The 26,515-nt window shown below is 63.2% G+C and carries 23 protein-coding genes and 3 pseudogenes; 13 read left to right on the top strand and 13 right to left on the bottom strand.

Annotated features, from left to right (window positions below):
- Positions 1–4 precede the first annotated feature (4 nt).
- On the top strand, positions 5–1,639 hold the full coding sequence (locus H5J25_RS09975; protein WP_202090577.1) for a CTP synthase: 1,635 nt from the start codon (positions 5–7) through the stop codon (positions 1,637–1,639).
- 64 nt (positions 1,640–1,703) lie between these two features.
- Here H5J25_RS09975 and H5J25_RS09970 read toward each other — a convergent pair whose 3' ends face one another.
- Complete coding sequence (locus H5J25_RS09970; protein WP_202090575.1) at positions 1,704–2,180, bottom strand: Hsp20 family protein; 477 nt, start codon at positions 2,178–2,180, stop codon at positions 1,704–1,706.
- Positions 2,181–2,435: 255 nt separating this feature from the next.
- On the opposite strand from H5J25_RS09970, the gene H5J25_RS09965 reads away from it, so the two are divergent.
- On the top strand, positions 2,436–4,874 hold the full coding sequence (locus tag H5J25_RS09965; RefSeq protein WP_202090573.1) for a TonB-dependent receptor: 2,439 nt from the start codon (positions 2,436–2,438) through the stop codon (positions 4,872–4,874).
- A 45-nt stretch (positions 4,875–4,919) separates the two neighbouring features.
- On the opposite strand, the gene H5J25_RS09960 is transcribed toward H5J25_RS09965, so the two are convergent.
- The 8 genes and pseudogenes from H5J25_RS09960 to H5J25_RS09925 all read right to left on the bottom strand — a co-directional run bounded on the left by H5J25_RS09960 (position 4,920) and on the right by H5J25_RS09925 (position 12,288).
- Positions 4,920–5,888 (bottom strand): magnesium and cobalt transport protein CorA, encoded by a 969-nt coding sequence (locus H5J25_RS09960; protein ID WP_202090572.1) that lies wholly within the window; start codon positions 5,886–5,888, stop codon positions 4,920–4,922.
- An 83-nt stretch (positions 5,889–5,971) separates the two neighbouring features.
- Positions 5,972–6,190 carry a hypothetical protein gene (locus tag H5J25_RS09955; RefSeq protein WP_202090571.1) on the bottom strand — a complete coding sequence of 73 codons (219 nt, stop codon included), beginning with the start codon at positions 6,188–6,190 and terminating at the stop codon, positions 5,972–5,974.
- 64 nt (positions 6,191–6,254) lie between these two features.
- Entirely contained in the window at positions 6,255–7,514 is a 1,260-nt protein-coding gene (locus H5J25_RS09950; RefSeq protein WP_202096281.1) for an N-succinylarginine dihydrolase, read from the bottom strand.
- Positions 7,511–8,523: pseudogene (locus tag H5J25_RS09945) on the bottom strand (arginine N-succinyltransferase). Before H5J25_RS09945 ends, H5J25_RS09950 begins: the two are co-directional and overlap by 4 nt.
- On the bottom strand, positions 8,520–9,728 hold the full coding sequence (locus tag H5J25_RS09940) for a hydrolase (protein WP_202090570.1): 1,209 nt from the start codon (positions 9,726–9,728) through the stop codon (positions 8,520–8,522). The pseudogene H5J25_RS09945 and the gene H5J25_RS09940 overlap by 4 nt, the downstream one beginning before the upstream one ends.
- A gap of 76 nt (positions 9,729–9,804) precedes the next feature.
- Positions 9,805–10,707, bottom strand: a complete 903-nt coding sequence (locus H5J25_RS09935) for a DUF481 domain-containing protein (protein ID WP_202090569.1) — start codon at positions 10,705–10,707, stop codon at positions 9,805–9,807.
- Positions 10,708–10,752: 45 nt separating this feature from the next.
- Positions 10,753–11,265, bottom strand: a complete 513-nt coding sequence (locus tag H5J25_RS09930) for an RNA pyrophosphohydrolase (RefSeq protein WP_202090568.1) — start codon at positions 11,263–11,265, stop codon at positions 10,753–10,755.
- Between the two features lie 45 nt (positions 11,266–11,310).
- Positions 11,311–12,288: an alpha/beta hydrolase gene (locus tag H5J25_RS09925; protein ID WP_202090566.1), complete on the bottom strand. Its 978-nt coding sequence runs from the start codon at positions 12,286–12,288 to the stop codon at positions 11,311–11,313.
- Between the two features lie 69 nt (positions 12,289–12,357).
- Between H5J25_RS09925 and H5J25_RS09920 the strand changes: the two genes are divergently transcribed.
- The 5 genes from H5J25_RS09920 (at position 12,358) to H5J25_RS09900 (ending at position 18,454) form a co-directional block, all read left to right on the top strand.
- Positions 12,358–13,275: a histone deacetylase family protein gene (locus H5J25_RS09920; protein WP_202090565.1), complete on the top strand. Its 918-nt coding sequence runs from the start codon at positions 12,358–12,360 to the stop codon at positions 13,273–13,275.
- Positions 13,276–13,360: 85 nt separating this feature from the next.
- Positions 13,361–14,176, top strand: a complete 816-nt coding sequence (locus H5J25_RS09915) for a PEPxxWA-CTERM sorting domain-containing protein (protein WP_202090564.1) — start codon at positions 13,361–13,363, stop codon at positions 14,174–14,176.
- 347 nt (positions 14,177–14,523) lie between these two features.
- Entirely contained in the window at positions 14,524–15,906 is a 1,383-nt protein-coding gene (locus H5J25_RS09910; protein WP_202090563.1) for a cryptochrome/photolyase family protein, read from the top strand.
- 44 nt (positions 15,907–15,950) lie between these two features.
- Positions 15,951–17,231, top strand: a complete 1,281-nt coding sequence (locus tag H5J25_RS09905; RefSeq protein ID WP_202090562.1) for an SAM-dependent methyltransferase — start codon at positions 15,951–15,953, stop codon at positions 17,229–17,231.
- Between the two features lie 29 nt (positions 17,232–17,260).
- On the top strand, positions 17,261–18,454 hold the full coding sequence (locus H5J25_RS09900; protein ID WP_202090561.1) for a serine hydrolase domain-containing protein: 1,194 nt from the start codon (positions 17,261–17,263) through the stop codon (positions 18,452–18,454).
- 45 nt (positions 18,455–18,499) lie between these two features.
- Here H5J25_RS09900 and H5J25_RS09895 read toward each other — a convergent pair whose 3' ends face one another.
- The gene (locus H5J25_RS09895) at positions 18,500–19,183 is read right to left on the bottom strand and encodes an SDR family NAD(P)-dependent oxidoreductase (protein ID WP_225883509.1); all 684 of its coding nucleotides are present in this window, start codon (positions 19,181–19,183) and stop codon (positions 18,500–18,502) included.
- Between the two features lie 133 nt (positions 19,184–19,316).
- Positions 19,317–20,785 (bottom strand): annotated as a pseudogene (gene purF, locus H5J25_RS09890) (amidophosphoribosyltransferase).
- Positions 20,786–20,913: 128 nt separating this feature from the next.
- Here purF and H5J25_RS09885 point away from each other — a divergent pair.
- From H5J25_RS09885 to H5J25_RS09865, 5 genes and pseudogenes are all read left to right on the top strand, one after another.
- A complete protein-coding gene (locus tag H5J25_RS09885; RefSeq protein ID WP_202090560.1) occupies positions 20,914–21,162 on the top strand; it encodes a Rho termination factor N-terminal domain-containing protein in 249 nt (82 codons plus the stop codon).
- Positions 21,163–21,201: 39 nt separating this feature from the next.
- Positions 21,202–21,564: a phosphoribosyl-AMP cyclohydrolase gene (gene hisI, locus H5J25_RS09880; protein ID WP_202090559.1), complete on the top strand. Its 363-nt coding sequence runs from the start codon at positions 21,202–21,204 to the stop codon at positions 21,562–21,564.
- Positions 21,561–22,073, top strand: a complete 513-nt coding sequence (locus H5J25_RS09875) for a hypothetical protein (RefSeq protein ID WP_202090557.1) — start codon at positions 21,561–21,563, stop codon at positions 22,071–22,073. The genes hisI and H5J25_RS09875 overlap by 4 nt, the downstream gene beginning before the upstream one ends.
- A 20-nt stretch (positions 22,074–22,093) precedes the next feature.
- A complete protein-coding gene (locus H5J25_RS09870; protein ID WP_202090555.1) occupies positions 22,094–22,516 on the top strand; it encodes a MerR family transcriptional regulator in 423 nt (140 codons plus the stop codon).
- 18 nt (positions 22,517–22,534) lie between these two features.
- Positions 22,535–24,338: pseudogene (locus H5J25_RS09865) on the top strand (acyl-CoA dehydrogenase C-terminal domain-containing protein).
- Between the two features lie 210 nt (positions 24,339–24,548).
- Here H5J25_RS09865 and H5J25_RS09860 read toward each other — a convergent pair.
- Both H5J25_RS09860 and H5J25_RS09855 read right to left on the bottom strand, forming a co-directional pair.
- Complete coding sequence (locus tag H5J25_RS09860; RefSeq protein WP_225883033.1) at positions 24,549–25,907, bottom strand: cell wall hydrolase; 1,359 nt, start codon at positions 25,905–25,907, stop codon at positions 24,549–24,551.
- Between the two features lie 153 nt (positions 25,908–26,060).
- Positions 26,061–26,345 carry a hypothetical protein gene (locus H5J25_RS09855; RefSeq protein WP_202090553.1) on the bottom strand — a complete coding sequence of 95 codons (285 nt, stop codon included), beginning with the start codon at positions 26,343–26,345 and terminating at the stop codon, positions 26,061–26,063.
- On the opposite strand from H5J25_RS09855, the gene H5J25_RS09850 reads away from it, so the two are divergent.
- Complete coding sequence (locus H5J25_RS09850; protein WP_202090551.1) at positions 26,332–26,508, top strand: hypothetical protein; 177 nt, start codon at positions 26,332–26,334, stop codon at positions 26,506–26,508. The two genes, H5J25_RS09855 and H5J25_RS09850, sit on opposite strands and share 14 nt — an antisense overlap.
- Positions 26,509–26,515 lie beyond the last annotated feature (7 nt).

Genomic DNA, 26,515 nt, shown 5'->3' with positions numbered 1-26,515 from the left:
TCCCATGGCGCGGTTTATATTCATCACCGGCGGCGTGGTCTCCTCGCTCGGCAAAGGTCTCATGGCGGCGAGCCTCGCGGCTCTGTTGCAGGCACGCGGCTACACGGTCCGCATCCGCAAGTTCGATCCGTATCTGAACGTCGATCCCGGCACGATGTCGCCCTATCAGCATGGCGAAGTCTATGTGACGGACGACGGCGCCGAGACCGATCTGGATCTCGGCCATTACGAACGCTTCACCGGCGTGCCCTCGCGCCAGTCGGACAACATTACGTCCGGTCGTATCTATCAGCAGATCATCGCCCGCGAACGCCGCGGCGACTATCTTGGCGCCACGGTCCAGGTCGTTCCGCACGTCACCGACGCGATCAAGGAATTCGCGCAGGCGCAGAGCGACGACGTAGACTTCGTGTTGTGCGAGATCGGCGGCACGGTCGGCGACATCGAATCGCTGCCCTTCATCGAAGCGATCCGGCAGCTACGTAACGACCTCGGTCGCGGCAATTCCGTCAGCATCCACGTCACGCTGGTGCCGTACATCGCCGCCGCTGGCGAGCTGAAGACGAAGCCGACCCAGCATTCGGTGCGCGAACTCGCCGCGCTCGGCGTGCAGCCAGACGTCCTCGTCTGCCGCTGCGAACAGCCGCTGCCGGACAGTGATCGCGCGAAGATCGCTCTGTTCTGCAACGTGCCGAAGGACGCCGTCATTCCCGCGCTGGATGCGAAGAGCATCTACGCCGTGCCCGTCCAATATCATCAGGAGGGGCTGGACGACGCCGTCCTCAACGCCTTCGGAATCCTGCCCGGCCGGTCGCCCGATCTCTCGCGCTGGACCGACATCATGGATCGTCTGACCAATCCGGAAGGTGAAGTCACCGTCGGGGTCGTGGGCAAATATGTCGGGCTGCAGGACGCATACAAATCGCTCAACGAGGCGCTGGTCCACGGCGGTATCGCCAACCGCGTCAAGGTCAATATCGAATGGATCGACGCCGAACTGTTCGAAGCCGCCGATAGCGATATCGCCGCAAGGCTCGAACCGCTCCACGCCATCCTCGTGCCCGGCGCATTCGGATCGCGCGGCGCCGAAGGCAAAATCGCCAGCGTCCGCTTCGCGCGCGAGAAGGAAATCCCCTATTTCGGTATCTGCTTCGGGATGCAGATGGCCTGTATCGAGGGCGCGCGCGATCTCGCGTCGATCGAGGACGCCAGCTCGACCGAGTTCGGTCCGACCGACCAGCCCGTCGTCGGCATGATCACCGAATGGATGACCGCGGAAGGCGTCGAGAAGCGCGAAGCCGGCGGCGATCTCGGCGGTACGATGCGGCTCGGCGCCTATGAGGCGAAGCTGGACGGCAACAGCGTCGTCTCCAGCATCTATGGCGGCACGGATATCTCCGAACGCCACCGCCACCGCTACGAGGTCAATACCGCCTACAAGCAGGCGCTGGAAACCGGCGGCCTGGTGTTCAGCGGCATGTCACCCGACGGTATGCTGCCCGAGATCGTCGAGCGGCCCGATCATCCCTGGTTCGTTGGTGTCCAGTTCCATCCGGAACTGAAGTCGAAACCGTTCGACCCACACCCCCTGTTCGCCAGCTTCATTGCCGCCGCGGTCAAGCAGTCCCGCCTGGTCTGATCGCACGCGAAAAGGGCGCCCGGATCGCTCCGGACGCCCCCTCGACCCTGTGACGGGCAAGCGCTTATGCCGCCTGCGGCTCGTCACTGCGATCTTCGACAGCGGCCAGCGGCGCGCCGGTCTTGATCGCCACCGTCTTCGGCTTCATCGCCTCTGGCACTTCCCGCACCAGTTCGATGGTCAGCAGGCCATCGTTCAGGCGGGCATCCTCGACCCGCACGAAATCGGCGAGTTCGAAGCGACGCTCGAAGCTGCGGTTGGCGATGCCGATATGCAGGAATGCACCGGCGCTCGCCTCGTTCGCTGCCTTGTTACCCTTTACCTGCAACAGATTCTGCTGCGCCGTGATCTCGATCTCGTCGCGGCCGAAGCCTGCCACTGCTATCGTGATGCGATACCGGTCGCCATCGATCCGTTCGAGGTTGAAGGGTGGGTAGTTATCGGCACCCGCCGCCTGGCGGGCGCTGGTTTCCAGCATGTCGAACAGCCGGTCGAAACCGACAGTGGAACGCCGGAAAGGGGTCAAGTCGAACTGACGCATGATATCCTCCATTGAGCAATGTTCACGTCTGCAAGATGGGCGCCCGCCACGGCGCGACGCCCGGCTGCACGGCCCTGATCGGCGCCATGCGCGGCAGATTTTGGTAGCGACCCGAACGACGTCAAGATCGCAGCATCGATTTTTAGTACGCAAAAGCTGATGTTTGCCGGTGCCAAGTTTTATCGCCGCGAATTCCCACCGGTTTGATAGGCATTATTCCTCCGAATCGCCCACAGGCGGCAAAAGGGGACGACGATGCTCGCGCACGCTTGGTACGTATTGATGGCTTCCAGCGCGGCGGTTCAGCCCGTCACGCTACCCGAGAGTCAGGTTACGCCCGCGCCCGTCTCCGAACCGACCCCCACGGGCCAGGAAACGTCCGGCGACGTTGTCGTGACTGCCCGCCGCCGCGTCGAACGCGTTCAGGATGTGCCGATCGCGATGTCCGTCATCGGCGGCGAGGATATCGAGAAGACTGGCGCCTTCACCGTCAACCGCCTGCAACAGCAGCAACCGTCGTTGCAATTCTATTCCAGCAATCCGCGCAACTCTGCGATCAATATCCGCGGGCTTGGCGCGCCGTTCGGGCTGACGAATGACGGGATCGAACAGGGCGTCGGCTTCTACGTCGACGGCGTCTATATCGGCCGCATCGGCGCATCGACGTTCGATTTCGTCGATGTCGATCGGGTCGAGGTGCTGCGTGGGCCGCAAGGTACGCTGTACGGCAAGAACACAACGGCGGGCGCGCTCAACATCACCACGCGCCTGCCCAGCTTCACACCCGAAGCGCGGATCGAACTCAGCGGCGGCAATTACAATTTCGTCCAGGCGAAGGGATCCGTCTCCGGCCCACTGACCGATACGCTAGCGCTGCGCCTGTCCACCTCGGCCACGACGCGCAAGGGAACGATCTACAACGTCACGTCCGACGAATATCTGCACCGCCAGCGCAATCTCGGCCTGCGCGGCCAGTTGCTGTGGAAGGCGACGGACGTTCTCGATCTCACTTTGTCAGGCGATTTTAACGTCCAAAGCCCGGATTGTTGCGTCCAATATTACGCCCGCGTCGGGACGACGCAGCGTGCCGCGAACCGCCAATATGCCGCGCTTGCCGCCGCCTTTAACTACAAGCCGCCAAGCTTCGATCCCTTCGATCGCGTCACGGATCTGGATGCCAGCATCAACTCCCGTCAGGAAATCGGCGGCGTTTCGCTCGTCGCGAACTGGGATGTCGGGCCCGCCACGCTGACCTCGGTCTCGGCATGGCGCTATTGGGACTGGCAGCCGCAGAACGATCGCGATTTCACCGGGCTCCCGGTAACCACCGTTTCGCAGAACCCGTCGCAGCAAAAGCAGATATCGCAGGAGATCCGCTTGGCCTCCAACGGCAAGAACACGCTCGATTATACGGTTGGTGCCTTCTTCTTCAAACAGACGATCGATACGCAGGGGTCACAGGTGCAGGGGCCGGCCGCCAGCCGCTACCTGCTCAATCCCGGCAACGTTCCCGTTGGTGCCACCGGATGCGCAACAACGACCGCAAATGCTTGTAATCCCGCGGTGCTTAACGGCCTGACCTCCACCAACACGATCAGCTTTGACAATACGAGCTTTGCTGTGTTCGGAAAGCTGAATTGGGAAGCGGGAACCGGCTTCCATATCCAGCCCGGTCTGCGGGTGAATTACGACAAGAAAAGCGGCTCCTATCTTTCGGTCGTGACGACCGGTACCGGCAGCACGACGTTGAACTCCGATCAATCCGCCACGCTTGCCCCGCAAAGCTACGCGCCCAAATTCAGCGCCTGGAACGTCTCGGGCGATATCACGCTGTCCTACGATTTCGATCGCGATATCCACGGCTATGCGACCTATTCGAAAAGCTTCAAATCAGGCGGCATCAACTTGTCCGGCTTGCCTTTGAACGCGGCCGGCACCGGCGTCGATCTCAGCACGCAGACCGTGAAGCCGGAAAAGGTTGACGCGTACGAACTCGGTCTCAAAACGCAGTTCTTCGACCGCAAGGCGACACTTAACCTCGCCGGCTTCTGGACTGAGGTTCGCGACTATCAGGCGACCGTCAACAATGGCCAGTTGACCGTCATCCGCGGATACCTGGCAAACGCCGGAAAGGTCCGCTCGCGCGGCTTCGAATTCGATTCCAGCTTCCGCCCGAGCAAGCGCGTCAACTTCTACGTCAACGGCGCCTATACCGACGCGACCTACGAACGCTTCACCAACGCTCCGTGCCCGCCCGAACTGTCCGGAGGTACGGTCACGACAGGCACGCCGGGCCCCGCGGGTGTCGCCGGACAGCTTAGCCCGGTCGCATGCAACATCTCGGGTCAGCGCCTGCCCGGCATCTCGAAATGGTCCTTCTCCTACGGCGGCGAATACAACGTGCCCGTCGGGGAATCGGGCGGACAGGTCTATGTCGGTTACGACGGCAATTACCGTTCGCGCTTCTCGTCCAATCCGTCCCCGTCGGCGTACACCTGGATCGAGGGCTATTCGCTGTCCAATTTCCGCGCCGGATACCGGAAGGACGATTTCAACCTGTTCGGCTGGGTCCGCAACGCGTTCGACCAGAACTATTTCGAACTGCTCTCCACCCAGTCGGGCAGCACCGGCCTGATCGTCGGCCAGCCCGGCGATCCGCGCACCTACGGCCTGACGATCAGCAAGTCGTTCTGAACGATCTAACGGCGAGACGGGGGAGGGGTGCTCGCCCCTCCCCCGCTATAACCAGCGTACCCGCTTGAATTGCAGATATAGCCCGACGCACAGGGTCAGGATCACCGCGACCGTGATCGGATAGCCGTAATGGCTCTCCAGTTCGGGCATATATTTGAAGTTCATCCCGTAAATGCCCGCGATCGCCGTTGGAACGGCAAGGATCGCGGCCCACGCGGCAAGCTGGCGGGTGATCTCGCCCTGTCGTTGCTGCTCCAGTAGGGCGCTGACCTCGAACACCGACGTCAGCGCATCGCGCAGACCGCCGACCATATTTTCCACCCGGCGGCAGTGATCGTAGACGTCGCGGAAATACGGTTTCGCCTCGGCGTCGATGCAAGGCATGTCCAGATTGGCGAGTTTGTTGGCCACCTCGACCATCGGTCCTATGATCCGCTGGAACCGGATGACTTCGCGCCGTTGGGCGAACAGATGCGCGGTCTGATCCTTGGTCAGCGAAATGTTCATCGCCGCCTGCTCGGTCTCCAGCACTTCCTCTTCGATCGTGTCGACGATCGGCTGATATCCATCGACGATGAAGTCTATGATCGCGTGCAGCACGTAATCGACGCCCAGTTTCAACAGATCGGGTGCGGCCTCCAGGTGATCGCGCAACTCGGTATGCGCCCGCGCCGACCCGTGCCGAACCGAAATGATATGGTCCCGCCCAACGAAGATCGAGGTTTCGCCATATGCGATCTTGTCGGATACCAGGTGCGCCGTGCGCGCCACGACGAACAACTGGCTGCCATAGACATCGACCTTGGGCAGTTGATGCGCCTTCAACGCATCTTCGACGGCCAGCGGGTGAAGATCGAACTTTTCCTGCAACTTGCGGAGTTCATCCTCGGTCGGTTCCAATAGCCCGATCCACACGAACTCCGAGGTATCGCCACCGCATGGGTTCGCTTCATCGACTGATATATCGCGGATCCGCTTCCCGTCGCGATACAGATAGGCAGCTACGACGCTCAAGACGAAACCCTCATGGCAGTTGGCGACGCCTGCCTAACAAAGCCCGCGCCGTCCGTCGCGTTCGAAAGCGTCCGCCGGGGGCGTCAGTCCTGATGCTGCCGTTCGAGCGAGTCTAGGATACGCGCGCCCGCCATGAACACTGCGATCGGGCAGCAGGCGAACAGCATCCATCCGCCATAGCCCGGATATTGCTGCAGATAATGCACGCCGCGTTCGACGGCACCGAGCCCCAGCCCATAGATCACCAGAAAGGCTTCGAACTTCGTCTTGATGACGAACAGCTTGGCGAATTTGGTCCACATGACCACCGCTCTGCAAACCTTGGGCCAATGGCGGAAAACCGTCGTTTCGGGACAGGAAATAAAGTTAAGTGTAAATGAATTCGACAATCCCCAGCGCATCGAGCAGCGCGGATCGCGCGGCCTCGATCCGGCCGATCAGCGCAGGATCGCCGATATCATCGATCGCGATCGTCTCCGGCCAGTGCGCTGAAACGACGCCCGCAATCAGGTCCAGCCTGTTCTCATCGACCATGAAGCGCGGATCGATCGTCCGGGGATCCGCGACGACACGTAGGCGCAGGCAGGCGGGGCCGCCGCCGTTCGCCATGGATTGCCGCACATCGACCACTTCCAACCGCCGGATCGGGCCGTTGCCGGCGATCATCTCCTGCAACCACGTCCACACCGCGACGTTCTCGCGCGCCTCACCCGGCAGGATCAGCGCCATTCCGCCACGCTGCGGCAGGGTCACGAGTTGTGCGTTGAACAGATAGGACGATACCGCATCGGCCAGGCTCACCCGGTCGGCCGGGACCTCGACGATTACGACTTGCGGGAATTTGGCTCGCAATTCTGCATGGAAGCCGTCGCGGTCCTCGAACGCCTGCTCGTGCGCGAACAGTACGCGCTCGTTCGCCACCGCGACCACGTCGTTATGGAACGCCCCGGCCGCGATCGCTGCGACGGATTGCTGCGCGAAGATCGTGTGCGCGGGGTCGAGCTCATGGCGCCGCGCCACAGTTATGCTCGCCTCGATATGCTGCCGGGCGGGGAAGGGGCCGCCCGAAACGCCATAAACGAACACTTCCACACCCAGCGACCCGTGTTCCGCGCATAACCGCATATGGTTCGCCGCACCTTCGTCGCCGAACGGTGCCGGAACGGGACCGTGTACCGCAAAGGCCGGATCGGCGAAGGCGATCCGAAGCTGCGCCAGCGTTTCCTGCCATTCGTGGCTACGGTGCGGCATCGTGACAAGGTTCGCGACACTCAAATGGCATCGCCCGTCTGCGCTGTCCGTTGCCGGGGAAACCGTCGCTGCATTCGCCGCCCACATCGCCGATGCCGACAGCGCCTGCGCGCGGAGATGTGGCGCCGCGCGTTCGTAATCGGTGGCTAGGCTTTCCAGCCAGCGCCGGTCCGGTCGCCGGTGCGGCAGCAGGATGCCCTGCGCCAGCCCCAGCGCCAGATTGGCGCGCATCTTGGCGATCCCCTCCAGCGCCGCTGCCCGCGGTCGTGAGACCCGCCCGGCATTTCCCGTCGCCGCCAGATTACCAAGGCTTAGCCCGGCATAGTTATGGCTCGGCCCGATCAGCCCGTCGAAGTTGATCTCGACCACCATCAGAGCCGCCCGACATGCACGACGGTATCGTCGGCCGCCGCACCGATCGCATCGGCGCACGCTTTGTCCACGATGATCCCCCCTTCGGCCTGCCGCACGCACCCGAAGGCGCACCGGAACTCCGCCAGTTGCCCAAGCGCGACCAGAGCCTGCTCGCCGCCGTCTTCGTCCACCGCGATGATCCGGTCGGTCTTCGCCTCGCGGATCGATCGCACCCGGTCGGTCTTCGCCGTCATCGTCGGCCCACCATCGAAGATGTCGATGTAATTCTCGAACGCAAACCCTTCGTTTTCCAGCATTCTCATCGCCGCGCGACCGGACGGGTGAGGCAGGCCGATCGCCGCCCGTGCCGTCTCGCTCAACATCGCGGTGTAGATCGGGTGCTTGGGGAACAGATCGGCGATGAACTGGTGCCCGTGGACCGCGTTGAATTGGTCGGCATCCTGGAAATTCATCCCGAAGAAGCGTCCGGCCAGCCCGTCCCAGAACGGCGATCCGCCCGCCTCGTCGATCACGCCGCGCAGTTCCGCAAGGATCCGGTCGGCGAACCGCGCCCGGTGCTGTGCGATGAACAGATACCGGCTGCGCGCTAGCAGCAGCCCCAACCCCCGGCGCGCTCGCCCGGATGCAGGAACAACCCGCCGACCTCGCTCGACCCTTCCAGATCGGTGGCGAGCGAGAGCATGTCCGCCCGAAAAGTCCGGTGCAGCGCCGCGCTATGCTGTGTCAGATTCCCCAGCCGGTAGCTGTAAAACGGATATTTCTGTCCGACATGCGTGAACAACTGGCACGTCCCGCGCACTTCCTTCGTTGCGACATTCTCGAGCACCAGCACGAACAGTTCGTCGCCGGCCGGATCCGTGTTCGCCAACGCTGCCTGGCTCCGCTCCAGCTTCGCCGTAAGCGCGCTCCTATCCGGAGGTAAATTCGTGAAACCACCGCCAGTTAGCTTGGCCATTTCGTACAGCGCCTGAAGATCGCTGGTCCGCGCGGCGCGAATTCGAAAGGTCATAAGCGTCCTGCTTGCGCGATCCGCGCGATGGTGAGTGCGGATAAGGCGGCGCGTTCGGGCAGACTGTCGACGATCAGGAACTCGTCCGGAGAGTGGATCGCACCGCCACGCGCGCCCATCGTATCGACGACGGGCACGCCGCACGCGGCGATGTTGTTGCCGTCGCACACCCCGCCGCTATGCCGCCAGCCGATGTCGAGCCCAAGCGCGGCGCCGCTCGACTTGACCAGTCCGAACAGCATCTCCGCCCCGGCGTCGATCGGCTTGGGTGGTCGGTTGAAGCCGCCATGCACCTCGATCCTGACGTCGTGCTTGGCGGCGACCATCGCCACGGCGCTGTCGATCTGCGCTTGTGCCCGCTTGATCTCGTCCAACGTCGCCGGGCGGAAATTGACGCGCAGTACCGCCAGATCCGGCACGACGTTGTTCGGCCCTCCGCCATCGATCCGTGCGGGATTGACCGCCAGCCTCGGCCCGCGCGCCTCCGCCAGCCGCAGCGCGATATCTGCGGCGGCGAGAATTGCGTTACGCCCATCGTCCGGATTGCGCCCCGCATGCGCGCTCAGCCCCCGTACGACGATCGAGAAGTTGCCGGTCCCCCCGCGAGCGCCGGCCAGCGTACCGTCCGGCAATGCCGGTTCGTAGGTCAGGGCGGCGACCTTACCCAGCGCCATGTCCGCGATCAGCGCGGCCGACGAGAAGGAGCCAGTTTCCTCATCGGAATTGATCACCACGTCATACCCGATCCGCGGGCCGAAGGGCGACGCCTCGATCGCGGTCAACGCGCCCAGCATTAGCGCGAGACCGCCCTTCATGTCCGCCACGCCCGGCCCGTTCAACGTGCCGTCGTCGCGCATCGTCAGCGCCTGGAACGAGTGATCGACCGGGTAAACGGTGTCCATATGCCCGGTGAACAGCATCCGCACCGCCGCATCCGGACGGACGCTCAGGTGCAGGTGCCGGCCATGCTCGATCGCCGAGACTATTCCGTCCGTCCCCACGCTCTCCGCAGGCTCGGGCGCGATCAGTTGGATCTCGCCAGGCAGCACCGAGAACGCGTCGGCCAACTCCGTCGCTACCGACGCCAGCCCGGCCAGATTGCGCGTCCCGGAATTGATCGTGGACCAACGCTCCACCTGCGCCAGCATCGGCTGCGCGCGCGCCATCTCGATCAGCGTCAGTTCGGCGGGGGAAAGCTGGTCCATTCCCGCAAGCCTAGCCGCTCCGGGGCGGCGGCTCCACCCCCTGCAAAATGCATGCGCTGGTAAAGGCGTCGAAGCCCTAGAAGCTGTACACCAGCGACGCCCGGCTGGTCGTATCCGTCCCCACCCGTCCGATTGGCGGCATGCTTTCATATTGCACGCTATACGACAGCTTCGCCGCCAGCGGGCCGATCAGCTTCGCGTTCAGCGCGGTCGTGCCCGTCACCGTGCTGTTGTAATGCTGGACATAGGCGGAGGCGTTCTGCGTCAGCGACACCGCATTCGACAACTTCCAGTCGAAATCCAGCGAACCGCGTGCGGCAAGGCTGCGCTCGTGGGTCGCGTCGGTAAAGGACGTGTGGCGGAATGCCGGGCCGAGTTCCAGGTTCAGCGTCGCGCTTGGCGCCTTGATCGCCGTATAGCCGGCACCGACGGATGCCGAGATGCGGTCGTCATAGCCAAGGAACCGGTCGCTCTCATATTGTGCCGCGCCGTAGACGTAGCCGCGCGGCGAAAATTTGAAGTTCGGCTCGTACGACGCCTGATACCGCTCGCGGCTGACCAAGCCCAAGCTCTCCTGATAATCCGCCGAAACGCGAAGCTTGTGCCGCCAGAACAGGCTTTCGCGAGTCAGATCCAGCGCGCCGGTCACACCGATATTCTCGGTATTGCCGGTGGTCAGATACCCGCCGATCTGGGCGTTCCCCTTCCACAGATCGAACGGACCGGCGGCACGAATCTGCGCTGTGCGTGCCGCCTCGCGATCATGCCGCCACGTATCTGCAACCGCACTGATCGCCTTGGCGCTCTCGGGAACCGCACCGCGCGCATATTTCTCGACGATCGCCACTTCGGACGGGTTTCCGCTCGCGATCGCGGCGTCCAGCATCGCCCGGATCGGCGACGGGATTTCGGTTTCCTCGGCATTGCCGATCAGGCATGGCGCGATCAGAAAAGCGAGCAGGAAGCGGGGCTTGCGCATAACTATTTCGATAGCGTCATAACGACGGCAACGGAACCGGACGAGTCACGACGCGTCGCTCGAACCTCTCGCCTCACCGTTCGGCAAGTGATCCGCGAACGCTTCCAGCACCTGTTCGTACAAATGCCGTTTGAACGGCACGATCACATCCGGCAGCGTCGCGGGGTCGATCCAGCGCCATGTGCTGAACTCCGGATGCGCCGTCGCAATGTCGATGTCGTAATCGTCGCCCAGGAAACGGTAGAGAAACCATTTCTGCGTCTGGCCGCGATATTTGCCCTTCCACACCTTTCCGACCAGTTCCGGCGGAAGGTCGTATCTCAGCTCGCTCGGCGCAGCGGCGATCAGTTCGACTTTGTCAGGGGCGATACCCGTTTCCTCGCCCAGTTCGCGAATGGCGGCCGTTTCCGCATCCTCCCCCGGATCGATCCCGCCCTGCGGCATCTGCCACGCCTCCATCGTCGCATCCAGCCGCTGCCCGACGAACGCCTGTCCTTCGCGGTTGATTAACATGATGCCGGCGCACGGCCGGTAAGGCAGGGTATCGGGATCGGTCATGACGTCATTCCATCTTCCACGGTATCGCCACCGCGGCCCCGGCCATCAGGCCGCAGCCGCCTGTACCATCACCCGGTTGCCCTCGGCCTCCGCGACCACCGCCTTCAGCGCGGCGAGCGCGCCCGCCACGTCGCCCACCGAAGACGGTATCGCCTGGCGCAGCGTGATGAAGCCGTGGATGTTCCCCTTCGCCTCACGGAAAACGACCGGCACACCCGCCTCGGCCAGCGCTGCGGCATAAGCGCGTCCCTGATCGCGAATCGGATCCAGGCTGGACGTGACCACCACGGCGGGCGGCAGGCCGCTCAGATTACCTTTCAGCGGAGACGCGCGGATATGCTCGGCCTCCGCTGCATACGCCGCGTTGAACCATTCCATCCCCGGTCGGGTGAGCAGATACCCCTCGGCGAATTCGCTGTATGACGGATATTCCTGCGTCACGTCGGTGGCGGGATAGAAAGGCAGTTGCGCGATCACCGGCACCTGCGCGGGGTCGTCGCGCAGCGCCATCGCGGTAACGATCGCCAGATTGCCGCCGGCACTGTCGCCGCACACGATCAGGCTGGTCACCGCACGGCCGAGGTCCGCCGGGCTGGTCGCGATCCACCGTGCCGCCGCTTCGCAATCGTCCGGTGCCGCAGGCCACGGTGCTTCCGGTGCCAGCCGATAATCGACCGAGATTACAGGCATATCCATGACGCGCGCTACCTCGGCACAGAAGCTGGCATGCGTCTCGACATTGCCGATCACGAAACCGCCGCCGTGGAAGAAGGCGATGGCCGGCCCCGGCTGGCGGTTGGTGCGCGGGTCGAACAAGGTCGCCGGGATATCCCCGCCCGGCCCCGGTATCGTCAGCGAAAGCCGCGCGCCGAGTTCGCCGACCGGCGGATCTCCCAGATCCTTCATCGCGATATATTGCGCGCGCGCTGCCGGGGCATCCAACTCATGCATCTTCGGACCCGGAACGTTGTTAAGAAACGTCAGGAAGGCTTTGGTATCGGCGCGGACGAACGGCTCGGTCATGTCTATCCTCAATCCCGTTTGACTCGTCCGCCGATGGCGCGGACGTCACTCGATACCTAGGTTAGCAGGATGATCCCACTCGTCCACCACCCGGATTACGTTGCACCGGCGCCGGCCCGCAGCACCTATCAGTGGAACAAGAATGGCCTGATCCGCGATCTTTTGCAGGAGGAAGGGGGGCTGATCGACTGGCATCGGCCCGATCCCGTGCCGCTCCCCTGGCTGGAGGCGGTGCACGATCCCGACTATGTCGCGGAAGTGCTGGAAGCTCGCGTTCCCCGCGAAAAGGAGCGCCGGTTGGGATTTCCCGTCACGGCTGAGGTCGCCCGTCGTGCCCGCATGGTCCCGGGCGGCACTTATCTCGCCGCGCGCCTCGCGCTGTCGAACCGCTTTGCGGCAAACAGCGCGGGGGGCAGTCATCATGCCCTTGCGGATACCGGTGCAGGCTTCTGCGTGTTCAACGATCTCGCCATTGCTGCGGTCCAACTTGAAGCAGAGGGAATACGGACGCTCATCGTCGATTGCGACGTGCATCAGGGGGACGGTACCGCCGCCCTCACGGCAGGGCGTACCGGCATCGCTACCTATTCGATCCATGCCGCCAAGAACTTTCCAGTGCGCAAGGCACGATCGACGCTCGACGTGCCGTTGCCCGACGAGACCGGGGACGATGTCTATCTCGACACGCTACAGGCCACCCTCGCGCCGCTGCTCGACGAATTCGCGCCCGATCTCATTCTCTATCAGGCCGGCGTGGATCCGTTCGGGGGCGACCGGCTCGGGCGTCTATCGCTGACCCAGCATGGCCTCGACAGGCGCGAGGCGCTCATCGCCACGCTGGCGATGTCGCGCGGCCTGCCGCTGGCGAGCACCGTAGGCGGCGGCTACGGCCCTGATGCTCTGGAAATCGCTCGACGCCATGTCCGCGCCATCCTCGTCCTCGGCCGGACTTTCTCCGCGCTGCGAGGCCCTGATCGCAAAGCTTAAAAAGGTCATAATACTTACGCATTAGATGCTTAGCGACCTTTGCGGGCACGGAGAAACGTGCCGTCCGATAAGGTAAAGGGGTCCTATGACATATCTCTCGATCGCCGCTCGCGGCGTCACGGCGGCTGCAATGGTTTTCGCTGCTGCCCCGGCATTTGCCGACAATTATGGCTCGGGTTCGATCGCGCTCGGCGGCACCACCTACACGCAGAATTTCGACTCGCTGTCATCCGGTGTTGCAAGCAGCGGCCTGCCGCGGGGCTGGAGAGTTTCGGAAACCGGCCCGAACCAGAATTCAACGTATTCCGTTGGCACGGGCACCAGCAACACGGGCGACGTTTACAGTTTCGGGTCGGCAAACAGCGCGGACAGGGCCCTCGGTTCGCTGCGTAGCAACAATCTGTTCCCTTCCTTCGGCGCGGTGTTTTCGAACGCTACCGGCTCGACGATCACCGGCCTGAACATCGGCTATTTCGGTGAGCAGTGGCGCAATGGCAGCAATTCGCTCGACTCGCTGGTATTCCAATATTCGCTGACTTCGACGAGCATCTCGGACAACAGCGCGGTATGGATTTCGGTCGCCGCGCTGCAGTTCAGTTCGCTGATCACCAGCCCGAACGGCGCGCTTAACGGCAATCTCGGTGCGAACCGACAGGAACTAAGCACCTTGTTGTCGGGCCTGTCGATCGCCAATGGTTCCAACTTCGCGTTCCGCTGGCTGGACACCGATGTGGCCGGTAACGAAGACGGTCTCGCTGTCGACAACTTCTCGATCAGCGCGGTGACGGCCGCCGGCGCGGTTCCGGAAACCGCAACCTGGGGAATGATGATCGCGGGCTTCGGCCTGATCGGCTTCGCACTGCGCCGCCGCCCGAGCGTCCGCGTTTCGTACGCCGCCTGATTCTTTAACGGATCATGCCAACGGGAGGCCGTCGCCTAGTCGGGCGGCGGCCTCTTCCGTTGGTTACGACGCATCGGAGAGCCACGAAGAATCTTGCTGCAATGTTGGAATATAAGGGTCATCGTATCCCGCTCGTCGGCAATATGGGCAATGGAGCATTGGCGGGTCCAAACGGTGGTGCGTCGATCCCGATATCGAGTGACCTTCTGTGAACTTCGGACGCTTCCGCACGACCGAATGCTCGGTAAAGCGCTCACCGCCCATCTTCTGATCCGGTAGTAGGGGAACGAAGCGCCCCCCATTCGTTTCGAATGTCGTCGAACGACATTACACGACCCGGATGGAGCATGAATTTGAAGGCCGAACCGACCCTCTTGTGGCTCCGTCGCGATCTGCGCGTGGCCGATCAGGCTGCCTTGATCGCCGCCGTCCATGACGGTCCAGTCATCCCCGTCTACATCCTCGATGACGAAACGCCGAAGCATCGCCGAATGGGTGGCGCGTCACGCTGGTGGCTGCATCACAGCCTGATGTCCCTCGACAAGGATCTCCGCAAACTCGGGTCGCGGCTGATCCTCAGGCGGGGCAGGGCGGATACGGTCCTGACCGATCTCGCCGCCGAAACAGGGGCGAAGCGTGTGCATTGCTTGCATCACTACGAACCCTGGTGGCGCAATGCCGAGCACGCGGTGGCGAAAACGCTCGATCTGGTCTGTCATGACGGCAACTACCTCGCACCCCCTGGTACGGTGACGACGGGCTCCGGCGCGCCCTACAAGATCTACACCCCCTTCTGGCGAGCGCTCTCCGCCCACATGCCGCCGCCGCATCCCGTCGCCGCGCCGGATGCGATCCCGGCCCCGGCAAAATGGCCCGCAAGCGATACGCTCGCGGACTGGAACCTCCTCCCGACGAAACCCGACTGGGCGACGGGCTTCGTCAAGGAATGGACGCCGGGCGAGGGCGGTGCGAAGGAGCGGCTCGAAGATTTTCTCCCCCACGCCTCCGGCTACGACATCGGCCGGAATCTTCCATCCGACGAATTGACGTCGCGCCTCTCACCCCATCTGCATTTCGGCGAAATTTCGCCCGCAACCGTCTGGCACCACGTCATCGAGGCGAAGGGCGACGCGACGATCTACCTGAAGGAAATTGCCTGGCGCGATTATGCCCAGAACGTCATCCTGCAATATCCCGATTATGGCCGCGAAAGCGGCCGCCCCACGCTGGACGCGCTGGAATGGCGCACCGGTCCGGACGCAGCCTCCGATTTGAAGGCATGGCAACAGGGGCGCACCGGCTATCCGATCGTTGATGCCGGGATGCGTCAGCTCTGGACCACAGGCTGGATGCACAACCGCGTCCGAATGATCACTGCCTCCTTCCTGATCAAGCACCTCCTCATCGACTGGCGGAAGGGCGAGGAATGGTTCTGGGACTGCCTGGTCGATGCCGACTACGCGTCGAACAGCGTGAACTGGCAATGGACGTCGGGCACGGGGATCGATCCGAACATGTTCGTCCGCATCATGGCCCCGCTCACCCAGTCGGTGAAGTTCGACGCCGCCGGCTACATTCGCGAATGGGTGCCCGAACTCTCCGGCCTCGATGACGCCGCCATTCATGATCCCGACGAATCCGGACGCCGTCCGGAGAGCTACCCCGCTAAGATTATCGGCCACCGCGAAGGTCGTGAACGCGCGCTGGCCGCGGCACGGCGGACGAAATGATTACCCCTTTCGGCACGCTTGGCGTGATGCAATAAGCTGACGGCATGAACGCGGTAACACCGAATAGAGGGCGCCGCTTCGGCATGCCCAAGCGCCGCGGCGGTCCCGGGCGGGAGCGGCGCGCGTCCGTCGATTGGCTGTTGAACCGGTTCCACGGCACATTCCATCGCATCCTGGATCGTATCGATGCCGGACTGGAAGTCGGCGCGATCGAGGCGACCTTGCCGGACGGTACACGGCGCACGCTCGGCGGACGCAAGCCGGGGCCGGTCGCGATAGTAGACATGCCCAGCTGGCGTGCGATCGTGCGTCTCGTCACAGGAGGATCAGCCGGCTGGTACGTCGCTTGGGCGGCGGGCGACTGGTCCAGCCCCGACCCTGTGCCTCTGTTCGATCTGTTCATGCGGAACGCCGTGTCGCTCGGCGAAACTGCGCGGTCGGGCGGGCTGGTCCGGTTTCTCGGTCGCCTCGCGCACCGCCTGCGCCGCAACGACAAGCAGGGGTCGCGCCGCAACATCGAATTCCACTACGATCTCGGGAACGATTTTTACGGTCTCTGGCTCGATCCCGGCATGACCTATTCCAGCGCGATGTTCGACAGCGATGCGCAATCGCTCGAGGATGCGCAAGCGACCAAGCTGAACGCCATGCTGGAACGAACCGCCACCGCGCCGGGCGACACGATCCTCGAAATCGGCAGCGGCTGGGGGTCTTTCGCCGAGGTCGCCGCACGTGCCGGTCGCAAGGTTCACAGCATTACACTGTCGGCCGAGCAGAAGGCCGCGGTCGATCTGCGCATGGCGGAGGCCGGGCTGACCGCCGACGTCATGGTATCGATCACCGACTATCGCGACGTCGCGGGTCAATTCGACGCGATCGTCAGCATCGAAATGGTGGAGGCGGTCGGCCAGGAATATTGGCCGTCCTATTTGTCGGCAATCTCGAAGGCACTCAAACCCGGCGGTCGCGCCGCGATCCAGTACATCCTGATCGATGACGCGATCTTCGATTCTTATGCCCGCAACGTCGATTTCATCCAGCGGTACGTCTTTCCCGGCGGCATGCTCCTGTCCGAAAGCCGTTTCCGTGCACTCGCGGAAGGGCAGGGGCTGGAGTGGCACGACCGCTCAGCCTTCGGACTGGATTATACCGAAACGCTGAAACGCTGGCGCATCGCGTTCGACGCGGCCGTAGACGGTGGGTTCCTGCCGCCGGAGTTCGACCAGCATTTCGTGGATCTGTGGCGTTATTACCTGATGTACTGCGAGGGCGGCTTCAGAGGCGGCGGGATAGACGTAGCGCAAGTGACTTTGATAAAACGATAAAATTGATAATGTTAAGGGGGAGTATGAAGATGGCGAATGCACGTATGATCGTGGGTGTCCTCGCGGCGGTATCGCTTGGAGGATGCGCCACGATGCCGGACAGATCGGCATCCCGGGGGCCGATCCAGATCGCCTCCAATCCCGCCGATTCCGCCCGGCAGCAGCAGATCGGCGCCTCCATCCTCTTCTGGGATCAAGCCAAGCGCGACGCGACCTTCCCGGCGATGGAAACCGTCTTCCCCGGCGATATCGTCAAGCGCGGGTCACGCGTCTATCCGTTGCCGGCAGGCACGCCCTTGCCGATCGATCAAGCGACGGTCGACGGCTATATGGCCAAGTATAATACGGCGGGTTTGATCGTCCTGCAGGACGGGAAGGTCCGGCTCGAACGCTACGCACGAGGCTATTCCGCGCAAGGCCGCTACACCAGCTTCTCGGTCGCTAAATCCTTCACCTCCACGCTTGTCGGGGCGGCCATTCGCGACGGCTATATCAAGTCCGTCGAGGAACCGGTCACCAAATACATCCCCGAACTCGCCGGCAGCGGGTATGACGGCGTCAGCATTGCACAGCTCCTGACGATGACCTCGGGCGTGAAATGGAACGAGGATTACACCGATCCCAAGTCCGACGTCGCCGCAATGTATGCCCGTCCAGTGCCCGCCGGAGACGATCCGACCGTCGCCTATATGCGGACCTTGCCTCGCGCGACCGCGCCGGGGGAGAAGTGGGTCTACAAAACCGGGGAAACCAACCTGATCGGCGTGTTGGTGACCAAGGCGACGGGCAAGTCGCTCGCTTCGTATCTTAGCGAGAAGGTCTGGCGTCCGTTCGGAATGGAACGCGACGCCTTCTGGATGGTCGATCCGTCCGGGCAGGATGTCGGCGGCTGCTGCCTGTCCGTCTCGCTGCGCGATTATGCGCGGATGGGCGTTCTTGCGCTCAGCGGGGGCAAGAACATTGTCGCACCCGGCTGGTTTGCAGAGGCAACCGCGGCCAAGGCCGATGTCGGACGCCCGGGGTTCGGCTATGGATATCAGTGGTGGACCTATCCCGACGGCCGTTACGGCGCGCAGGGCATCTTCGGGCAAAGTATTCTGATTGATCCGAAGCGCCGTATCGTCATCGCGATGTCCAGCGCCTGGCCGCGCGCGACCGGCCCCGATTTGTCCGCGTCGCGGGCGGAATTCCAGCAGGCGCTGATCGACGCGGCGTCGAAATAGCAAATGGCCTGCCGGGTCGAAGTGATGCTTCGACCCGGCAGTTAATCAGCCGACCCGCTCGAAATGTCCGGTCTCGAAATCCTCGATCACCAAAGCCGCAATCCGGTCGCCGACGGTCTCGGGCGGCTTCACCGATGCAGGATCCTCACCAGGATAGGCCCGCTCGCGCATCTTGGTCCGCGTCGCGCCGGGATCGACGATGGCGGTCCGGATGCTGCTGATCCGCTCCATCTCCTCACCGTAAGACGTCAGCAAGATCTCGAACGCCGCCTTGGACGCGCCGTACAGTCCCCAATAAGCGCGCGCCTTGCGCCCGACGCTGGACGTCAGGCCGATCACCCGCGCCCGCTTCGACGCGCGCAGCATCGGATCGAACGCAGTTATCATCGCCGCCTGCGCGCTGATGTTCAGCGTCAGGACTTGCGCCAGTTCCTTCGCGTCGATGCTTGGCACCGGCGTCAGGCTGCCGAGCATCGCCGCATTCAGGACGAGAATATCGAGCTGCGGCCAGCGTTCGCCGATCGCGACCGCCAGACGGCCGATACTGTCCGTCGCCGCCAGATCCAGTGGCGCGATCGTCGCGCTGCCACCCGCATCGAAGATCGCCGTTTCGACCGCTTCCAGGTCCTTCGCGGTGCGCGCGGTCAGCACGACATGCGCGCCCGCGGCTGCAAGCGCCTTGGCGGTCGCCGCGCCGATGCCGCGGCTTGCCCCGGTAACGAGGGCGATCTGGTTCTGGAGGGGAGATCGGTCAAATTGAAATCCGTTCGGCCTGAGCGTATCGAAGCCCCGCCTTCTATCGCTGATTACGCGAAAGGGAAGGTCGGTGGTTCGACACGATCGGTACGAACGCGGCGGATGGTTAGACCATCCGCTCCGCCAGCAAGGCGAACTGATCGATCTGGACCACGTCGTCCTGATCGGTCAGCGTCGTCGGATAATCGCCCGTAAAGCATGCATCGCAGTGGCTCGGCCGGATCGCGTTGCGCTGTGGATCGCCCAGCGCCTTGTACAGCCCGTCGATCGACACGAACGCAAGACTGTCGGCTTGGATATACTTGTTCATCTCGTCGATGTTCATGTTCGCCGCCAGCAATTTGGCACGCTCGGGCGTGTCGACGCCGTAGAAGCAGGAATGCCGCGTCGGCGGCGATGCGATCCGCATATGGACTTCCGCCGCACCGGCATCGCGCATCATCTGCACGATCTTCAGGCTGGTCGTCCCGCGAACGATCGAATCGTCGATCAGGACGATCTTCTTGCCCGCAACGAGTGCTCGGTTCGCATTGTGCTTCAGCTTCACACCAAGGTGACGCACCTCGTTCGACGGCTGGATGAACGTGCGGCCGACATAATGCGACCGGATGATCCCCAACTCGAACGGGATGCCCGATTCCTGCGCATATCCCAGTGCCGCCGGCGTGCCGGAATCGGGAACGGGAATGACCAGATCGGCATCCACCGGACTTTCGATCGCCAATTGCGCGCCGATCGCCTTGCGGACGGTATAGACGCTGCGATCTTCCGAGATCGAATCAGGTCGCGAGAAATACACATATTCGAAGATGCAGGGGCGGGGGCGACTTGCCCGAACGGGCGATGCGACAGGATCTGGTCGCCCTTCACGATCACGAGTTCGCCCGGATCGATCGACCGGACGAATTCCGCGCCGCACACGTCAAGCGCGACGGTTTCCGAAGCGAAGATCACCGCGTCGCCAAGCTTGCCCATCACCAGCGGACGAATGCCGAGCGGATCGCGGCAGGCGATCATGCCTTCGGGCGTCATCACGATCAGCGAATAGGCACCCTCGACCTGCTTCAGCGCGTCGATGAACTTGTCGACGACGGTGCGATAGTTCGACGTCGCGACCAGATGGATGATCGTCTCGGTATCGCTGGTCGACTGGAAGATCGATCCACGCCGGACGAGATCGCGTCGCAGCCGCATCGCGTTGGATATGTTGCCGTTATGCGCGATCGCGAAGCCGCCGCTCGCCAGGTCGGCATACAGCGGCTGCACGTTGCGCAGCGCCGTCTCGCCGGTGGTCGAATAGCGGACATGCCCGCATGCGACGTTGCCGCGCAGCGCGTTGATGATGTCGTCGCGATCGAAGTTTCCGGCAACATGGCCCATCGCGCGGTGCGTATGGAATTCCGAGCCGTCGAAGCTCGTTATCCCGGCCGCTTCCTGGCCACGGTGTTGCAATGCGTGCAATCCAAGCGCGACGAGCGCAGCAGCGCCCTCGCTTCCGGACACGCCGAAAACCCCGCATTCTTCGCGCAGTTTATCCCCGTCTTCGGGGGTATCGAACGGATTGGTCGTCAGCATGGCGCCCTTCGGGGTGTTGCTTCGCCCGTCATATAGGGCCCCGATCCCGCTTTGTCGCGCTTTTGTAAAATTTGTCGGAGCGATCCGTCGCATTGCCCGTTTTCAACGCCTTGTAGAGGAGGATCGGCATGGCGAAGGATCACGGACCGGCGATCAAGGATGACAAGTTATACGAGGATCTGCGCCGCGACGGTGCATCGAAATCCAAGGCGGCGCGAATCGCCAATGCCAAGGCGGCCGGCACGCTGGATCATCGCGGATCGGAACTCGAGGATCGATCAAAGGACGATCTGATGAAGGAAGCCCGCAAGATCGGTATCGAAGGTCGATCGAAGATGAACAAGGACGATCTGGTGAAGGCCATCCGTAAGAGCTGATCGCTTCCCCGCCCGCCGCCGACACGCTAGACGGCGCACATGCACGATCATCGCGACACCGGGCTGTCACTCGACCCCAAATACGACTCGAACGGCCTCATCACGGCGGTGGTTTCCGATCGCACCACGGGCGAAATCCTGATGCTCGCGCACATGAATGCCGAGGCGCTTGCCGCGACGATATCGACCGGGCAGGCGCATTTCTGGTCTCGCAGTCGCGACAGGCTTTGGAAAAAGGGCGAGAGTTCGGGCAACGTCCTCACCGTCACGGAAATCCGGATCGACTGCGATCAGGACGCGATATGGATCATCGCCGACGCCGCCGGCCCCGCCTGCCATACCGGCCAACGCTCCTGCTTCTTCCGCCGCATCGATGGAGATGCTTTGAGTCCGGTCGAATGAAGACATGGTTGGTCCTTGCCGTGTCGCTGGCCGGCTGTTCCGGTGGCGGGACTGGCTCCGAACCGACGGCAAGGCCGACCAACAGCCTGGAAGCCGCCGCGATCGACGCCGGGATGATCGCGGATCCGGCAAGTGTAGACATAACAGGCTTTTATACCCGCGACACGGATCGCATCTGCGTCGTACCTGCACCGCAGGACTATAAGATCGGGATCCTCGTCAATTATGGCGACGATCTGGGTTGCTCGGGCTCCGGCACCGCAAAACGAACAGGGGGCAAGCTCGACGTCCTCTTTCCCGCGGCACCCGGCTGCGGCTTCGAGGCTCGGTTCGAGGGCGACCGCCTCATCTTCCCGGCCAAGGTACCGGCAGCCTGCGCAAAACTTTGCCAAGGCCGCGCATCGATCGCCGCGCTCGACGTAGAGCGAATAAGCGACTCCACATCCGAAGCCTCGTCATTACGCTCGCGGAGCGGACAATTTGCTGTGCGGAGATTGACGTTCACGTAAACGGAACCTATTTTACCGTCATGCCGAACGCCGCCTATGCGCCCGCTTATGTGATCGTCCCTCCCCGCGATGACCGGGAAACCTTTTCGATCTCCGATCTGTCGTCAGAGTTCGACGTGACTGCCCGCGCGCTGCGCTTCTACGAGGATGAGGGGCTGATCGCGCCCGAGCGTCGGGGCACCACGCGCGTCTACTCTCACCGCGATCGCGCACGCCTGGCCTGGATCCTGCGCGGCAAACGTGTGGGCTTCTCGCTCACCGAAATCCGCGAGATGATCGACCTCTATGACATCGGGGATGGCCGCAAGGCGCAGCGCGCGGTCACGATCGAACGCTGCCGGGAACGTGTCGCGCTGCTGGATGCGCAGAAGCGGGACATTGACGCTGCAATCGCGGAACTCAACGAATTCATCACCTTGATCGAACATTCTGAAAACGACTGAAAAGAAGGCCCAGATCCCATGCCGCAATTCACTCCGCCCGTCCGCGATACGCGCTTCATCCTCGACCATGTCGTCGGATTGCAGAATTACGCCAACCTGCCCGGCTTCCAGAATGCCACGCCTGACGTCGTCGACGCCGTGCTGGACGAAGGGGGCAAGTTCGTCGCCGAAGTGTTGTTTCCGATCAACGCCTCGGGCGACCAGGAAGGCTGCACACGCCACGATGACGGCAGCGTCACGACGCCGAAAGGCTTCAAGGAAGCATATGCCGCGTTCGTCGAGATCCGGTTGGGGCACGCTCAGCGCACCCGAGGAATTCGGTGGTCAGGGCATGCCACACGTCGTGTCGACCGCGTTCCAGGAATATATGATCTCCGCCAATATGGCGTTCGCCATGTATCCCGGCCTGACGCACGGCGCGATCGCCGCCCTGCTGGTCAAGGGCACGGACGAGCAGAAGGCGAAGTACGTACCGAAGATGGTCAGTGGCGAATGGGGCGGCACGATGAACCTGACCGAGCCGCAATGCGGCACCGACCTCGGCTTGATCCGCACGCGCGCAGTACCGAACGGCGACGGCTCCTATGCGATCACCGGCACGAAGATCTTCATCTCGTCGGGCGAGCATGATCTCACCTCGAACATCATCCACCTCGTCCTGGCCAAGACGCCGGGTGCACCGGAAAGCTCGAAGGGCATTTCGCTGTTCGTCGTGCCGAAGTTCATGGTCGGCGACGATGGCAGCATCGGCGCGCGCAACAGCCTTTCCTGCGGCTCCATCGAGCATAAGATGGGCATCCACGCCAACTCGACCTGCGTCATGAACTATGACGGCGCGACCGGCTGGCTCGTCGGCGAGGAAATGAAGGGTCTGGCCGCGATGTTCATCATGATGAACGCCGCACGCCTCGGCGTCGGGCTGCAAGGTCTGGGCGTCGCCGAAGTCGCCTACCAGAACGCGGTCCAGTACGCGCACGACCGCCGTCAGGGGCGCGCGTTGACCGGCCCGAAGGATCCGAACGAAAAGGCCGACACGCTTTTCGTACACCCCGACGTGCGCCGCATGCTGATGGAAGCGAAGGCGATGACCGAGGGTCTGCGCGCCTTGTGCCTGTGGGGCGCGGTGCAGGCGGATCTCGAACATGCCGCTCCGACGGAAGAGGAGCGGCAACTGGCGGGCGATTTGCTCGGCCTGCTCACCCCGGTTATCAAGGGCTATGGCACCGACAAGGGCTATGAGATCGCAACCAACGCGCAGCAGGTCTATGGCGGCCACGGCTATATCGCCGAATGGGGCATGGAACAGTATGTCCGCGATGCCCGGATCGCGATGATCTACGAAGGCACAAACGGCGTGCAGGCGATGGATCTGGTCGGCCGCAAGCTGGCGACGAACGGCGGTCGGGCGGTGCAGGCGCTGTTCCGCATCGTCGGCGAGGAGGTCGCCGCTGCCAAGACGAACCCGGAAACCGCCGCCTTCGCCACCGCGCTCGAAAAAGCCAATGGCGAGCTTCAGGCCGCGACGATGTGGTTCATGCAGAATGGCATGCAGAACCCGGAAAATATCGGTGCGGGCGCCTATAGCTACATGCAGATCATGGGCATCGTCGCGACCGGCCTGATGTGGCTGCGCATGACGGCGGCGGCATCTGCGCTCAAGGCAGCGGGCGAAGGCGACGCGGCGTTCCTTGACGCCAAACTGGTCACCGCACGCTTCTTCGCCGAACGGATCATGCCCGACGCCGGTGCGCTCCGCCGCAAGATCGAAGGTGGCGCGGAGTCGCTGATGACCTTGCCGGTCGAGATGTTCCTGGCGGCCTGATCATCGATCGCCGGAAGCTTCCTCCGTCCCTATGGCGGGGGAAGCTTTCGCTTGAAATGGCTCCCCCAAACTCCGCTCATTTCGAGCGAAGTCGAGAAACGGGCCGATCGCTTCCTCAAGACGGTTTCTCGACTTCGCTCGAAACGAACGGCGTGAGAGGAATTATCGGTCGCAACGCACCGTCATCCCAAGCCCTGACTTAAATCGCGCTCAGCGCCCGTCAGGCGTCTTCGTCGGCGTCGGCTTCGTGGAAGGCGCAGGTGACGCCGCGTCGGCACGCCGCCTGACCCCGGATAGCTCGTCCACGATTAACCGCGGCGCGCCCCCGACGGGTACGGGAACACGTGATCCCGGGAGTGTCTCGATCCGAAATGCCTCGGTCGTGGGCCGCGGGGCGGGGACGACTCCGATCACCTGCTGCTTCATGCACTGCGACCGGTCCGGACGGCTGAACTCGGTGCAATTCCACAACGACTTGTCGATATTGCGTGACCGGTCCCGCAGATAGCTGAACGACATTGCGGCCACCTGTGCCTGTTGCAATGGCAACGTGGTGGGCGTCTTCGCCTTGCTGCTCCAGCCCATGAACTTGCAGTGCAGGCGATCGGCACAGGCGGCTGCGGCAAGCGCGGCATAGCGTTCGGGCGGGATCGTCGGGTCCAGCGTTACGAGGAAGCTGTCGGCATCGCCGGGCGTCGGTAACGGCAGTTTGCCCGTCAACGCCGCCGCCTCGATCATCGCGTCCGCGGCTTCCGTCGCGGCGGCCCCGGTGCGGTGCGCGTCTGAATACAGCGCGAGCGCCGGGATCACCGGTTCGCTCGGCGTCAAGGCGCGGCGGAATGCGGGCGGAGTGCCCCACCAACCGGTCCAGCGGAAGAACAGGTGCGTGCGAACCTGCGCGACCTTGTCCAGGCTCGACTGCCAGTACGGCACGACCCAGTCGGTGTGGTAATGCGTGGAATAGCCGACCGGCTTGAACACGCGCCCGGTCAAGGCAAGCCTGGCGGTCTCGCGCGCACGCTGCCACGCGACGTCGGACCATTTGTGATTGATCAGCGCACCGTCGCACGTGAAGGTGAATTGGCACCCCGTCCGTCGTTCGGATCCCTGGAAGACCACGCCGCAGATCGTCTTCGGGAAGGCAGGATGTCGAACCCGGTTGATGACGACCTGCCCGACCGATCTCTGCCCGAGCGTATCGTCTCCCGCCTCGTACAGCATCGCCGTCGCCATACAGTCCAGCGCGCGCGCCTTGTCCTCCGAAGTGCCTGACAGGGCGAACGGCCGGGCGGCGGGGTTGGGATCGGTCGAGAACGGCACGGTCTTGTTGAACGCGCGCGCATCCTGCGGATCCAGATTTTGATAGGCCAGCGGCTCGACCGGCGGCAGTTCGGCTTGCGGGACGACCCGCTGCGGCACGGCCACTACGCGCGCACGCGGCTTGATTGGCGGCGCGACGGACACGACCAGCGCCGGGATGACGATCGCCGAAGCCGCGACACCCGCGAGCAATAGGCGAAGTATCGGAGCGACCGGCTTATGGATGGATTTCGACTGGGGGTTCGACATACGCGAAGGGTTCAGCGGCTATCGGGACGAAAGGGAAAGGGGGGCACATCGCCTCCTGGCAGGACGGGCGACGGCCTGTAGCCTATTCCGCGCGGAAGGGGAAACCGCCGTGATGCATCCGCACTCCGCCGAGTCGCGACAAGCGCCGGTCCGTTATTGCGGCCAGAACCCGGTCGCTTCGCACAGGTCGAAAGCATTCACCGTCTTGGTTTCGCACGCCTTGTCGCCCTTTGCGCAAGCGTTCAGCGTACGGCGATATTCCGCAAAGCAGGCGGGTGGATTGGAGGTTTCCCAGGCACTTGCCGTCCCACGGACTTGATCGACTGCGTTGCCGGCCGCGGCGTGTGCAAGCGGGACGGAGATGTCGGAGGCACTGCGCTGCCCGAAGACCGATGGCCAGACCTGAAGCAGCACCAGCACCGTCATGATGCCGATCATCGCCCTGCGCATTCGAAATTCCCCGAAAGGTGCCCGGCACCGTTTCACCGTTCATAATGGTTACCGCAGCGCAGCGATACCTGATTCTCAAGCTTTTCAGCCGGATTTCGAAGAATTTCTGGCGACATCGAACCCTCCCGGCTGGACCGGAAAGGTTCGATGACAGGCCC

This window comes from Sphingomonas aliaeris (genome assembly GCF_016743815.1).
In the GTDB taxonomy this organism is placed as follows: Bacteria; Pseudomonadota; Alphaproteobacteria; order Sphingomonadales; family Sphingomonadaceae; genus Sphingomonas; species Sphingomonas aliaeris.
The sequence above is the reverse complement of the archived record's forward strand: the minus strand, read 5'-3'. Positions and strand labels throughout refer to the sequence as shown.